At 41.4% G+C, this 14,511-nt stretch carries 12 protein-coding genes; 7 read left to right on the forward strand and 5 right to left on the reverse strand.

The genetic code is table 11. The features are described from left to right. Window positions 1-254 precede the first annotated feature (254 nt). On the forward strand, window positions 255-1,160 hold the full coding sequence (locus I3254_RS00905) for a hypothetical protein (RefSeq protein WP_238050506.1): 906 nt from the start codon (window positions 255-257) through the stop codon (window positions 1,158-1,160). A gap of 49 nt (window positions 1,161-1,209) precedes the next feature. Here I3254_RS00905 and I3254_RS00910 read toward each other — a convergent pair whose 3' ends face one another. After that, on the reverse strand, window positions 1,210-1,470 hold the full coding sequence (locus I3254_RS00910) for a DUF1289 domain-containing protein (RefSeq protein WP_238050508.1): 261 nt from the start codon (window positions 1,468-1,470) through the stop codon (window positions 1,210-1,212). A 187-nt stretch (window positions 1,471-1,657) separates the two neighbouring features. On the opposite strand from I3254_RS00910, the gene I3254_RS00915 reads away from it, so the two are divergent. The 3 genes from I3254_RS00915 to I3254_RS00925 all read left to right on the forward strand — a co-directional run bounded on the left by I3254_RS00915 (window position 1,658) and on the right by I3254_RS00925 (window position 5,184). After that, window positions 1,658-2,326 carry a YqiA/YcfP family alpha/beta fold hydrolase gene (locus tag I3254_RS00915; RefSeq protein ID WP_238050509.1) on the forward strand — a complete coding sequence of 223 codons (669 nt, stop codon included), beginning with the start codon at window positions 1,658-1,660 and terminating at the stop codon, window positions 2,324-2,326. A 110-nt stretch (window positions 2,327-2,436) separates the two neighbouring features. Continuing rightward, a complete protein-coding gene (gene parE / locus I3254_RS00920) occupies window positions 2,437-4,323 on the forward strand; it encodes a DNA topoisomerase IV subunit B (protein ID WP_102093485.1) in 1,887 nt (628 codons plus the stop codon). 165 nt (window positions 4,324-4,488) lie between these two features. After that, window positions 4,489-5,184, forward strand: a complete 696-nt coding sequence (locus I3254_RS00925) for a lysophospholipid acyltransferase family protein (protein ID WP_238050510.1) — start codon at window positions 4,489-4,491, stop codon at window positions 5,182-5,184. Window positions 5,185-5,363: 179 nt separating this feature from the next. Here the strand turns inward: I3254_RS00925 and I3254_RS00930 are convergent, their stop codons facing one another. Then, entirely contained in the window at window positions 5,364-6,146 is a 783-nt protein-coding gene (locus tag I3254_RS00930) for an SDR family oxidoreductase (protein ID WP_238050511.1), read from the reverse strand. Between the two features lie 298 nt (window positions 6,147-6,444). Here I3254_RS00930 and I3254_RS00935 point away from each other — a divergent pair, with 298 nt between their 5' ends. Then, complete coding sequence (locus I3254_RS00935) at window positions 6,445-7,896, forward strand: DUF3570 domain-containing protein (protein ID WP_238050512.1); 1,452 nt, start codon at window positions 6,445-6,447, stop codon at window positions 7,894-7,896. A 128-nt stretch (window positions 7,897-8,024) separates the two neighbouring features. Here the strand turns inward: I3254_RS00935 and I3254_RS00940 are convergent, their stop codons facing one another. After that, a complete protein-coding gene (locus I3254_RS00940) occupies window positions 8,025-9,671 on the reverse strand; it encodes a mechanosensitive ion channel (RefSeq protein WP_238050513.1) in 1,647 nt (548 codons plus the stop codon). A 456-nt stretch (window positions 9,672-10,127) separates the two neighbouring features. Here I3254_RS00940 and I3254_RS00945 point away from each other — a divergent pair, with 456 nt between their 5' ends. Continuing rightward, entirely contained in the window at window positions 10,128-10,859 is a 732-nt protein-coding gene (locus I3254_RS00945; RefSeq protein ID WP_057762133.1) for an FKBP-type peptidyl-prolyl cis-trans isomerase, read from the forward strand. Window positions 10,860-10,994: 135 nt separating this feature from the next. Here the strand turns inward: I3254_RS00945 and argA are convergent, their stop codons facing one another. Then, entirely contained in the window at window positions 10,995-12,317 is a 1,323-nt protein-coding gene (argA, locus tag I3254_RS00950) for an amino-acid N-acetyltransferase (protein ID WP_057762129.1), read from the reverse strand. Between the two features lie 398 nt (window positions 12,318-12,715). Here argA and I3254_RS00955 point away from each other — a divergent pair, with 398 nt between their 5' ends. Beyond that, window positions 12,716-13,303, forward strand: a complete 588-nt coding sequence (locus I3254_RS00955; protein WP_238050514.1) for a hypothetical protein — start codon at window positions 12,716-12,718, stop codon at window positions 13,301-13,303. 174 nt (window positions 13,304-13,477) lie between these two features. Here I3254_RS00955 and I3254_RS00960 read toward each other — a convergent pair whose 3' ends face one another. Next, window positions 13,478-14,482 (reverse strand): patatin-like phospholipase family protein, encoded by a 1,005-nt coding sequence (locus I3254_RS00960; protein ID WP_238050516.1) that lies wholly within the window; start codon window positions 14,480-14,482, stop codon window positions 13,478-13,480. Window positions 14,483-14,511: the final 29 nt, after the last annotated feature.

Raw genomic sequence — 14,511 nt, forward strand, 5'->3', positions numbered from 1 at the left:
TCAGAAGTGAAACATCGTAGCGCCAATGGTAGTGTGGTTCGCCCATGTGAGAGTAGGTCATCGTCAGCTCTCTATTCTGAAATATCCCCCGACATTAGCTTGTCGGGGGTTTTTCTTTGTGTGGAATTTGAGAAATCTCTGATACTTTTTGACTGGGACTCTATCTTATATGTATGATTTTGGAGCTTGTACTAGGTATTCGGTTATAATAATCTTTCTATTAATATACAATAAAAAATTATAGAGAATTTACTATGAAGTTTGGCTTCCTCATTGATCCTAAATCGTTCGAATGTGATGGATTTAAGCTAGCCCCTGTTTTGGAATTTTCTTATGTTCTAAAAGATTTTTACAGTACGGCACGTGTCAGCAACGGATGGTTCTATGGACCAGAAATAGAACTTGTGAAATCAGCTAGTGAAAAAGAAGACTTTGCATCTGATGCGCCAATAGTCCATAAATCATTTTTTCATATGAGTTCTACGCATCGAATAACATCAACTAAAAGTTACTCCGAGGAGCATTTAAGATTTCTTATTTTAGGTTACGGGTTTTTACAAGGACTGTATCTTACACCAGAAGGTTATTCACACTTAGGACGTATAGCTTTCAAGCCTACTACTTTAAATGGCCTATTATTAGCAGATAGTGACTACGTAAATGGAATGGAATGTATAAATCGATTTTATATTAACTCAGGTGAAGAAGACCGAAATCAGATGTTTGCTTGTATCCATTGGTATTTGATATCTCAAAGCTATCAGTTTGCATGGGATAAGTTCGATGCGCAGTATAAAGTAATGGATGGTGTATGGAGTCTTTCAGGCATAGCACAAGAAGACAAACGTAACAAACGTAATTATATTCCACATCCAGAGCGACCAGTAAAGCTTGCTGAAAAATACGGTTTAACACTACCGTCATGGGCAGAGTTAGATTCGAATAAAAAAAGTAAGCTTAGCAAACTGCGTAATGCTTTAGTTCATGAGGCAAAGTATGGTGGGTATCCAATTGGATACTCATATCCAGATGAAAATTACAGTCTTGAATTTAGGTCTTTTAATACGAAACTTATTGCAGCTACTTTAGGTATAAATACTCCATATTTAAAAGAAGAACCAAATTTTAGAATAAAAGGAAGATGGAATATAAAGCCATAACAAAATGTTTAATTTGGAAATTCTTATTGAGTGAGAAGTGTAGAACTTCTTAAAATAACTCACCTATCTCAGGTATCTCTTCAAAATCAAATCCTAACTGTTCATCTTTACGCTGTCTTATTTGTTCTATACGCAGTTTACGTCCTGCGATAAGCCTTAGCACCTCGCGCTGCTGCTCTGTCGTCATGTCATGCCATCGCTGGCGCTCAGTTCGACTACGCAGGCAACCAAAGCAATAACCCTTCTTATTGCTTTGACAAAGACCAATACATGGATTGGCAATCTCGAACAGTTCAAACTGTTGATTCATGACTCCTCCATAATGACTACCGTCATTCCTTTGACCTGCATAAAATCACTGTACAACATTATTATGTCGCAAATACTGACTAATAGTGTGCCATTTTATTGTTATTATTTCCGTCTAGTGGGTGCTATGCTTAGCTTTGATAGCCTCTATAAGATAATCATAACAAAATTAATAAGTGAGATGATACGTGAACTTGATTTATATCCATGGATTGGACAGTGATGCCAACTCGACCAAAGGCGTGTTGTTAGAAAAATATTGCCAGCTTCATCATCCTGATATTAATGTACTGCGTCCTGATTTAAATAAAACCCCTGCTCAAGTTTGTGAGCAATTATTGTCTTTGATCGAAGTGCTAAATAATAGTGAAGATGGAAAATCAGCAGATAAACAGACTGAGTTATCAAATACGGTATTAATCGGCAGCTCGCTAGGTGGGTATTTTTCTACTTTGATAGGCAATCAGATAGGTTGCCCAGTTTTATTGCTTAACCCTAGTATCCAGCCCCATATCACTTTACAGCGTTTCTCTAATCAATCAGTATCAAGTCAAGATAACTTAAATGAGTCATCTACTAGCAAAGTCCTGCATACGACAGCGGGTGGCTGGAGTATTACGACTGCAGATTTACAGTGGTTTGCAGATCATCAGCTATTATCAGTAAATTATCCCGATAAAGTTGCTGTACTATTAAAAGAAGGTGATGAATTGCTAAATTCTGAATTGTCTAGAGATTTTTATCAAAGTCAGGGCGCATCGGTAACGGTGCAAGTGGGTGGCGATCATTGCTTCAGTGACTTTGATGAGCAGTTGCCCATGGTGATGAATATCTTACAGAGTTTAGTACAACCTTAAATAGACGACATTATATGACGTAAGCGATGGAGTATTAACGTTAACGTCGCTATTTTTCGTTATAATGGTTTAATAGAATTAAACGCAAGCGAACAGTTAAGGATGCATTTGTGAGTCAATATAATGCGCAATCGTTAGAAGTTTTAGAAGGTCTTGAGCCAGTCCGTCGTCGTCCGGGTATGTATACCGACACCACGCGCCCGAACCATTTGGCGCAAGAGGTTATTGATAACTCAGTAGATGAAGCGTTGGCTGGTTATGCTAAAACCATCAAGGTGCAATTGCATAGTGATGGATCGTTGTCTGTCGAAGATGACGGGCGCGGTATGCCAACTGATATCCATCCTGAGTTTGGTCAATCTGGTATTGAGCTGATATTAACTCGCTTGCATGCAGGTGGAAAGTTTTCGACCTCTAATTATGAAGTGTCAGGTGGTCTACATGGCGTGGGTATCTCTGTCGTCAATGCGCTATCAACTCGCGTTGAGGTTACGGTATGGCGTGACAGTACGCAGTTTGATATGGCATTTGAAAATGGTGCACCAGTTACGCCATTGACTGAAGCAGTCAGCTCAAATAAGCGTAAACGTGGCACTAGAGTGCACTTTTGGGCGGATGGTAGTTTCTTTGATACGCCCAAATTTAATGTAAAACAGCTCAAGCATAATTTAAAAGCAAAGGCTGTTTTGGCCGCTGGACTGACGATTGAGTTCACTGATGATATCAATGACGAAAAGGTCGTTTGGCAGTTTACGGATGGGGTAGTCGAGTATCTAAGCGAACAATTAGATGGTTTGGAAACATTGCCTGAAGCACCGTTTTATTATAATTATGATGCGAAAGCAGGTGAACGAGCGGCTATTACCTTTGCCTTGTCTTGGTTGCCTGATGGTGGTACGCCGATTCAAGAAAGCTATGTGAACTTGATTCCGACAGCTCAGGGCGGTACGCACGTCAATGGACTACGCACGGGCATTTTAGAAGCACTTCGTGAGTTTTGTGATATTCATAATTTGCTGCCGCGCAGTGTGAAGTTGACCGCAGAAGATGTCTGGGACGGAGTGAACTATATCCTGTCTCTGAAGTTCTCTGAGCCACAGTTTTCTGGACAGACCAAAGAACGTTTATCTAGCCGTGAAGCTGCAGGTGCTGTACAGACATTGGCAAAAGATGCCTTTAGCCTATGGTTAAACCAGCATGCGGACATGGGTACGCAAATCGCTGAATTGGCGATCAATAAAGCAGGTCGTCGTCTGAAATCTGCCAAAAAAGTTGCTCGTAAGAAAATTACTCAGGGACCCGCATTGCCTGGTAAATTGGCAGACTGCCGTGGTGATTTACGTGATGGCGCTGAGTTATTCTTAGTAGAGGGTGACTCTGCGGGTGGTAGTGCTAAGCAAGCAAGAGATCGTCATTATCAGGCAATATTACCTCTGCGTGGCAAAATCCTAAATACATGGGAAGTATCATCAGATACGGTGCTATCAAGCCAAGAGATTCATGATATTGCCATTGCTATCGGTGTTGATCCTGCCTCTGATGATTTATCCGAGCTGCGTTACGACAAGATATGTATCTTAGCGGATGCTGACTCTGATGGACTGCACATTGCGACATTGATCTGCGCTTTGTTTGTGAAGCATTTCCCTGCACTAGTGGATGCGGGTCATTTGTTTGTGGCCATGCCGCCATTATACCGAGTGGATGTGGGTAAAGAAGTTCATTATGCATTGGATGAGCCAGAGCTTGCACATATCTTGGCTAACGTACCGGGCAATAAAAAAGCTCAGATTACACGTTTTAAAGGGCTTGGTGAAATGAGTGCTGAGCAATTACGTGAGACAACGATGAGCCGTGATACACGCCGCTTAGTACAGTTAGATATGGATGACATGGTACTGACCAATAGCGTGATGGATATGCTACTGGCTAAGAAACGTGCCTCTGATCGCAAGTCGTGGCTTGAGAGCAAAGGTGATTTGGCCGATATTTCTTAACACTTAGCAATGAATCTAAAGAAATATGGGTGCAGAATATCGAAATAGGTCATTACTTATATTTATGGCTAAACGATCTATCACATAATAAAAGCACGCAAAATTCAGCCTAGCCACAAAGGCTTAATGGTATTATGTCAGTACCTTTCATTATATTGTGCTGTCATGATACCGAAGATTTTTAACCGTTCTAAGTCTGTTGTTTCTAAACCTGCGCGCTCCAAAGTACTCCCAAAACTTAGCAAAAAGCATTTGGGAGATAGGGTTCCTAAGCGTGGCAATAAGTTTGCGCCTGCTATTGCATCCGCGCTGTTAAAGGCGTCAGGTTGGCGTACGGTAGGCGAGATTCCAAATATCTCACAAGCTGTAGTGCTTGCTCTGCCACATACTTCTAATGTGGATGGTATTTATGCGATTCCAAGTCTGTTTGCATTAGATATCAAAATCAGCATTATGGGCAAGCACACACTATTTAAAGTGCCTGTGTTTGCGCAATTATTAAATTGGATAGGGGTTATTCCTATCGATCGTGGTAATAAAGGCTCTGTGCTGCAAGCCAGTATAGATAAGTTCAAAACTGGTGAACCATTATTTTTGGGGTTATCGCCAGAGGGTACACGGCAATATACTGAGTCGTGGAAGACAGGTTTTTATTATTTAGCGGTGGGTGCTGGTGTACCGATTTTGCCAGTAGCGATGGACTACAATACTAAAGAAATACGGTTTATGTCGCTGGTTTATCCTACGGGTGATATCGAAGCAGATTTACCAAAAATATATTCTCAATATAAAGGGGTGCTACCAAGACACCTTGAGCGTTTGTCGCAGCCACTACAAGACATCAATAATGCAGCTGAATAAGCTAGATAGTATAAATATTAGTTCAATTAGTTAAGTTAAAATCATTGGTTGTATGACAGGTACGAAAACTCAAAGCTGTCTACAACTAAGTTCTAATGATTGTTATTGGAAAAGCCCCTGATATGATGGTATCAGGGGCTTTTTTTGAATAATATTTAGATACCTATCAGCTTAACAATTTAGAACTGTGGCTGTCCGTTAGAGGTACTAACACCGCCATCGACAGGTAGATTGACACCAGTAATCATAGAGGCGTCATCGCTCGCTAGGAAGGTAATGGCGGCGGCGATATCCTCTGGAGCTGCCAAACGTCCAAGCGGGCAGCGAGCTAAGAATTTATCTGTCTTAGACTCATTATCTTGAATAGCCGTGGTCATATCGGTCTTGGTGACGCTTGGGTTTACTGCGTTCACACGAACACCATCTGAACCATGATCTAACGCCAACGTACGGGTTAGATTGGTTACACCCGCTTTAGCAGCATTATAGGCAGCCATATTCCAGTCACCACCCACACCCGAGAGCGATGAAATATTGACGATATTACCCTTTGATGTAATCAGGTGAGGCATAGCAGCTTGCGAGACGTAAAAAGTCCCATTTAGATTCACATCGATAGCAGAGCGCCAATCATCAGCAGATAGTTCTGTGATTTTACCTTGAGTGGCTTTACCTGCATTGTTTATCAAGATATCAATCTTGCCGAATTTGTCGATAGCGCGCTCAACCATCTCTTGTACTTGGCTTTGGACACTGATGTCGCATGTAATAATGAGATAATTGTCGGTATGAATCCAAGTACGATCTTGTGGTAATTCTTTGGCAGTTTCTTCTAGTGTTGCTGCCGTACGTCCTACTAGAACCACGCTAGCGCCTTCCTCGGCAAAGCGAATGGCAGTTGCACGGCCAATACCAGAACCTGCACCCGTTACAACGACGGTCTTTTCTTTAAAACGCTTCATAATGTTTAATCCTTATTATTATATAATAGTTATTAAAGTTTCGATGATTAGAATTTCAATGACTACGGTTCCGATAAATACAACTAAGTACAGTTTGTCATCCATAAACTTGCACGCAAGCAATACTGCTTTGATATCATCATAACAAGTGATCGCTTTGAAAGCGACTGTCTCTGATAGTGCTTATGTAGCATAATTTTGCATCATTCAGATATTTGTAATACGCGATAATCATGTTGTTATTATTATGAGCTGGCATGTGCGATATTCACCATACGATAATAGAAGGTTGGAACTTGTGTCCCATTCGATTACTACTATGCCCGACTGGGGCTATCTGACAACTGAGCTAGCCAGTTATTTACAAGCAGATGCTATGGCTGTGACTTTAGCAGGCATGCATACGATTGAGCATGAATACAATGCTCAGTATATCGCTCGTCACTACCAATATCAGTTACCACTTGGCAAGCTACAGCTGTTGGAGCTGACACTGTATCTACCCTATGATACAGAATCAGCCGACATTGAGGCTGTACGTATGACTGCGGTCAAGTCAGCACTTACATGGTACAAGTCATTATCGTCTCAAAATGAAGACAATGCCTTAGCTGGTTATGAAGCTATGATTTTTGACATTCAGCTTGTCGGAGGAAGTAGCAGTCTTAATCAAGATGATAACAATGACAGTGCAAATAATTCAAACAGTGCTCTACAGCGACTTAAACACAATTTTGGGGTTCGTTACTTTTTAGAAGATTTGGTTGTCGACATGAGCGAAAGCATGCAGCAGCTGCAAGTATTTAGCTGGGACGACTGGTACTCGATAGCAGCAGCAGTACGCACCCCATGTGAATTATGGCGTTTCTTAGCTTATCATTTGAAGCAGCTTCAACAGTCGGCTGTAAACCATATTCCAAGTTTTGAATCGGAAGATGCTTTGGTTGAGCGCTTCTTGCAAAGCCCAGATTTATTTGCCTCTGCTATTGTAGTCGACAATGCGCTCATCAAAAATGAAGTACAAGACAAACCTAACTCAGCACTGGTCGCCATTACGCTTGCCTACAAGAACCAAAGTTCAACTGCTCAAATGTACCATCAGCATATGATACAAGCGGCCACGATATGGTCTCAGCTAAGTATGCAGATGATAGATACGTATGGTAAAAAGCACGTAGCTAATAACGACGAACAGACAGAAACACCGCTCGCTCATTGGCAACGACAATTGCTAGATGAATCTTTGTTTTCACGCCACGAGCTTATCCGTACGCTATATAGACATCCTAAACAGAGCGCAACGCTGCAAAAAGATGGCTATGTCGTACATCAACATTCTTATGAGAGTTTGGGCCGTCATTATGTGCTGGTTTTTTATGGTCAGGAGTCAAAAGGGCTTAATAGCAAAGCCACTGTCCAACCAAAGCTAGCAAAGATCGCACAGGACGTTGCCACACGTTTGCCAATTATTGAACTACATCATGTAGTCGTGCTTGGTATCGACTTTATCACTGAGAATAATGAGAATTTTTTCGATATTGATTTGTGGATTCAGCCAGTTGATGCGATGACTCAAAGGGAGCGCCAACTTACTAAGCAAATGCAGAAACTAAAACAACAAGAGTTAGATAAAAAAAATACGCCAACTGCTAGTAGCGTGGAAGATGGTAAACCTACAAAGGCGCAAAAAGAGAAGCTACCTCAAGTACAGATGAGCTTAACGATTCCAGCGCGTAAAGATAAGCAGTAGATAGACGTAGTTAGCTTTCTACCCGTTTATTAATAAGAAGAGCTACAGATTTATTAATATATTTACTGACATAAAAAAAGACAGCCTAGGCTGTCTTTTTCGTATCTAAACCAAACAATCAGAAATACTTATTTATTGAGGTCGTCATTGAGACCGCTACCAGGAAGTACGTCATCACTGTTGTAGATGTCATTAGTATCAACACGTGGTGTATCAACTACATCGGTACGTAAGTCAGCAGATGGTGTGTTTTCACGAACTGAATCAGCAACTTTTTCTTGAGTTGATGAACTTGGCTGTAGCGCAGATTTTGCTTTCGCTTCAGTGCGTTCATGATCCATCTTATCCTGCATTTTACGTAAGAAGCGAGCTGCAGCTTCTTGACCACCAAGACCAAATGATAGGGCAAAGGCAACGGCTACTGCACCTAGTGTTAGACCAAATGCTAGGTTAACGATTGAATCCGCAATACCCATCGCTTTTAGACCCATTGCTAATACTAGGCCCATGATTAATACACGTACGATGTTTGCTAGGAATTGTGAACCTTGCTCAGAACGTTCAACCACACCTGCAATGATATTGGCAAGCCAGAATCCGATAAATAGGATAATTGCGCCTAAGATGATGTTCGCACCGAATGCGATAAACATCGTGATAATAGCTGAGATAGGCTCGAAACCTAACAAGTCAGCAGCTGCAATAGCAGCAAATAGCATAGCAAAGAAGATAATCGCATAACCAACTAAGTCAGAGATTTTCTTATCGCCCATGGTTTCTTGTAGACCAACTTTCGCAGGTAATTGATTGATTTGAGTGTTCTCAATCAGACCTTTGATGATGTTGGCAACCATGCGTACAACATAGTAAGTTACTACTAGGATAGCCACTGCCATAAAGATGTTTGGGAGTGCTTCCATGATTTTGTTAAGCATATTGGTCGCAGGGCGAGCAATTACTTCGATTTTTAGTGCATTTAGAGCAGCAATAATGGTTGGAATAATAACCACAAGAAATGCTAATGAACCCGCAATATTAGGTAAGCTGTTTTGCTCACTTAAACCTGCTTTTGACGCCAATTCTTGTACATTAAAAGTAGAAACAAGGTTGGTCACAATACCGCGTATGACTTTGGCAATGATATAACCAACAACGAAGACCACACCAGCAATCAAGATGTTAGGGATAAAGCTAAAGATTTTGTCGACCATATTAGTTAGTGGAGCGAACAAACCATCAAGCTCTAATTGACCAAGTACCATGGTCAACACAACCAATAAGATGAACCAGTAAACCATATCAGCAATCGTACTGCTCATAGGTTTTACACCAGCTTGTGCACTTAAACGCTCATCCATAGAGGTTTTCGCGAGTGCAGCGTTGATCGCTGTGCGTGCAACAGTAGCCACGACCCAACCGATCACACCAAGTGCGATAGCGCCGATAAGATTAGGGATAAATGCCAATACTTGATTAACCATATTTGCGAATGGTGCTGAGATAGAGTTTAAGTTTAATTGGCTAAGTGCGCCTGAGATAGCAATGATGAAAATAAACCAGAAAACAATTTTGGAAATGATACCTTCAAGGTCGTAGGTCTTACCAGTTGAAGAGTTCATACGTTGATTGAGATTAACTTTAGAGAGTACGCCGCGTACCAGTGCTGCGATACCAAGGGCTACTAGCCAACCAATAACGAATATCAAAATAGCACCAATGATGGAACCGATAGGTCCACCGAGATAGCCGTTAAAAGATGTGTACATTGGGTTCATCTTATCCTCCTTGAAGCATCTTATATAACTCGCCAAAAACAATGTTCATACAGCGATTAGTGAGCAAGACATACAGATGGTTGTCATAAATAGTATTTTTAGAATCAGTTATATAGAGATATTATCGTTTTTGAGCATAAATTATTATCAGCAGTATCTCTTATTTATATTACAGTGACTTCGCTATCGTTATCTGCTTATTTTTGATAAAAATTAACGCTCGGTTACTTATCTCCTTAACTAAATCAGCTTAGCTGATGTATTGATGGATTTAAAGACAGAAAGCTTTACCTGTTACTATATTTGTGTGATAACTTGTTATTATGATAGAAGATATTAACATAGACTATACATTGACCCGATAATTTCGTGCAAAGCGTGGTTCCCAAAACTAAGATTTGTTATTATAGAGGAATGTGACATCTCGCCACTATTCTTACAATTAGAGAGTACTTTATGAAAAAAATCACTACTTTAGGCGTTAGTGCACTTGCTAGCGCTATGTTGTTAGTAACAGGCTGTAGCACCAACAATGGCAATCAAGAAACAGCCGCTCAAAGCGTTTCCATTACTGAACAAAGCTCAGCTAGTGAAAAAGTAGGTTATAGCTTAGGTTTCATGATGGCAGAAGGCAATAAAGACGCTGTCAAAGATCTAGACCTAAATACTTTTGAAAAAGGCTTCCGTGATGGCTACGAAGGCAATGAATCAGCATTGACCCAAGAGCAGATGCAACAAGTATTGATGGACTATCAAAAAGAGCAAGAAGAGCAGTTTGTTAAAGACATGGAAACCAAAGCGACAGAAAATAAAGCCGCTGGTACTGCGTTCTTAGCAGAAAACGCTAAAAAAGAAGGCGTGAAGCAAACAGAGTCTGGTTTACAGTATAAAGTTATCAAAGCAGGTACTGGTAAATCACCAAAAGCAACTGACGTGGTTGAAGTAAACTACGAAGGTAAATTGCTTGATGGCACGGTATTTGACAGCTCTTATGAGCGCGGTGAGCCAATCGAGTTCCCACTAAACCAAGTAATCGCTGGCTGGACTGAAGGTCTACAGTTGATGAAAGAAGGCGGAAAATACGAGTTCTATATCCCATCAGACATCGCTTATGGCGAAGCGGGTAACGCTGGTATTGAGCCTAACAGCACGCTTATTTTTACTGTTGAGCTATTAAAAGTAAAATAAGTATCTAAAGCAAATATTGTTTAGGTACTTAACCTAAAAAAGCCTTCATATAATTATGAAGGCTTTTTTTGTGATTAAACGTCTTATTTCAGACTGATATCGAGCTTATAAAGCAAATATCAAGTTGGCGATAAACTATAGATTCTTTTGAAAGACTTTAGAGTTACGGCCATTATGGTATTTCTCTAAACGTGCTTCAGGCAAAGCGCTGGCTTCAACTTCAGCAAAGCCTTGCTCAACGAACCAGTGCGCAGTACGAGTGGTCAAAACAAACAGCTTGTACAAACCATGGCTACGCGCTTGCTGCTCTAGAAACGCTAGTAAATCTGCACCGCGGCTACCACTACGATATTCAGGACGTACGGCAACACAGGCAACTTCCGCTGACTCTGAGTCTAGCGTATGCAATGCTGCACAGCCCAAAATCATACCATCACGCTCAATCACACTATAGTTATCAATCTCTTGCTCCAAGCGCTCGCGTGAACGACTGACTAAGATACCTTGCTCTTCTAGAGGTGACAGCAGCTCAATAAGACCAACCACATCATCGATATTGGCACGGCGAATCTCTTCATAAGGATCATGGCTAATCAGCGTACCAGAACCATCACGTGTGAATAGCTCTTCTAGTAATGCGCCGTTTTTAGCGTACGAGATAATATGCGTGCGATGGACGCCTTGACGACAGGCCAAGCTTGCACAGTTCAAGAAATAATTGATTTCGCAATTTAAATCACGGTCACGTAAGAAGCGATCAACTTCATTAGGAATCATTTCACGTAATAAACGATCGTCGTCGTTGATACCCGCTTCTTCACCTAAGAAGATAAGCTTATCAGCACCCAGTGCTACAGCAGCGCTAAGTGCAACATCTTCGGCCAATAAGTTAAATACTTCGCCAGTCGCAGAGTAGCCCATCGATCCTAGTACAACGATATGGTCATGAAGTAGGTTGTTTTTGATGGCTTCTACATCGATAGAACGCACTTCACCCGTCATTTGGTAATCAATACCTTCACGGATACCGTATGGGCGAGCTGTCACGAAATTACCCGATATCGCATCGATACGCGAACCATACATCGGAGAGTTGGCCAGTCCCATGGATAGCTGAGCTTCAATCTGTAAACGAATAGCACCAACGGCTTGTAAGATAGATGGCATCGCTGCACGTGGCGTAATACGGATGTCTTGATGTAGCGGCGATTCAATATTAGCGTCTTTTAAGTTCTTCTCGATTTGCGGTCGTGCCCCGTGTACCAGTACCAGCTTGATACCCAAGCTATGCAACAAGGCAAAATCATGAATAAGTGTGCTGAAGTTCGCATGATTGACCGCTTCACCACCAAACATGATCACGAAAGTTTTGCCGCGATGGGTATTAATGTAGGGTGCAGAGTTACGGAACCAATGAACGTATTCAGGGTTGATCTGGGGCATGGAGCTAGTAGTCATAATGGGAGCAGTAGTCGTTAGAATAAGAAAAGGGGCGTAGCAAAAAAATGCCTAACGCTAAAGATTTACCATAGCAAAAAACGCGGTTATGAGCTATCTTTTATTTCAGTTGTATTCAAGCATTCTGATTGCCAATCGCTGATATACACAACCTCAACACTGGGTTAATGTACGTACAAATGCTTTTTGTTATGCTAAGTGCTATTGCTTTACAGATGCTGAGCGAAGATAATCAGGTTAGATAAGTGAGTTCAGGTTTTTAATGGATTGCATGAACTATTTCACAGCGATATCTTATGTACATCGTAATGCTTTTTATCTGTTGAACAAATTATAAAAATAACTTAAGTTGCACCATCTGTGTTTTACCGATATATCAACCAGGGATAATGAAAATCATGAAAAAAAGTAACCAGTTTGCTAGCCCGTTCAGTGCTTGGAGCGGCCACCGCTTATTTCACATTGTTGCCGGTACGCTCATCGGTGCAATGGTAGTCACACAAGCCTCAGCGATGTTACCAACACCAGAGCAAGCGGTTGATAGCTCAATGGCTATTCAGACAAATGCCAACAAGAACAGCAACTCAAGTGCTCAAGCCGTTAACAGCAGAATTACAGCGTCGTTGGTCAGCGTTGATGCCAATGGTCAAGAAGTGCTTGTCCCTGTAGATACCAATACTCGTTTGCAGTCAGGCAATGTATTGGAATATCAAGGATACTTTACCAATACCAATGCAGATCGCGTACGTAAAATGACCGTTACGATGAGTATCCCAGAGCAGGTAGAACTATTAAAAACGGTTGCTCCTGAATTCCCGTATGGCAGTGTAGATGGCAATAACTTTGCTCGTATGCCATTACGTACCAAGGTAGATAATCAACTGCAAGACGTCGCGCTTAAGTACTATAAAGCGGTACGTTGGGACCTAGAAGGCGTAGGTCTAAATGATACCGTCGCTGTAAAATATCGCGCGCGCGTTAAATAGTCCTGAATGTTTGGATTAGAATTTAGCTAGTATTGATGTAGTTAGCACTAAAAACTATCCATTTAGTATTGAAAGCTATCAATAAAAAAGCACCACAGTTTATAGCTGTGGTGCTTTTTTACTGTATGTCAGGACGTTTGATAATTTTGCTGATAAGTAAGTAAAAATACTGAGCTACAGCGTGGCATATTTGCTATTAGATTTCTCTTGGATAAGTTGTTTAATTACATTGATTTGCGGCGTTGTAGCTTGAGCACCTGCTTGTATCAGACTGCGTCGCTGACTAGTATCTATTGAACTGTTACGACCGACATTGGGAGTAATAACAATATCTGCTCGATCCCGCTCGGTCTGTTTTGACGCGGAGCGATTAGCAGTCAGGTTAGTAGCCATAATATTGGTCTCGAGAAAGCCCCAAAAGTCACTCAATGAGTTCATAGTCGGTATTTGATTATTAGTACTATCACTGCCTTGAGCTCCCGTCACATCTACAGCAATGACAATATCAGCACCTAAGTCATAGGCGCTATCTACTGGTACTAAACTGACCACACCGCCATCGACATATTTTTTACCAACCTTTTCAGGAATGCGTGGGGCAATAAAAATATTGGGTACGCTACAGGATGCTTGTACGGCAAGCCCAGCGTCGCCAGTGGTAAAGACTGTTTTCTTTAGTGTGTGTTTTTCTGCTGCGATTGCCGCAAAAGCAATAGGGAAATCCTCTATGGCTCGCGCATTTATTTTGCTATTAATAAAGTTTTTTAACTTAATACCTTCGATGAAACCTTGATTGGACAATGTGAAATCTGTGAGCTGGCTATCTGTAGTGGTCAGTGATAATTGCTCAAGCTGTGCCGGCGTGTAACCACTGGCGTATAAGCTACCAATCAAGCTACCCACACTCGTACCGACCACCAATGTTGGTTTGATACCGTTTTCCTCTAGAGCTTTGATGACGCCCACATGGGCAAACCCTTTTGCACCGCCACCACCCAACACCAGTGCGACAGTAGGGGCTTTAATAACAGGCTCTGGAGTTTTGGGAGTAGTAGATGTCAACGTGCTACAGGCACTAATATACAAACCGAGAATGGGTATTAAACTCAACCTCAGTATTTTTAGATTATGACGAATCAGATTGTGACGAAACTGACGAGGCAAAATAGAAATAAGCATAGAAAAACACCTTACGAAATTGCCAGAAC

Source organism: Psychrobacter sp. Ps2, from assembly GCF_022129405.1.
Classification (GTDB): Bacteria; Pseudomonadota; Gammaproteobacteria; order Pseudomonadales; family Moraxellaceae; genus Psychrobacter.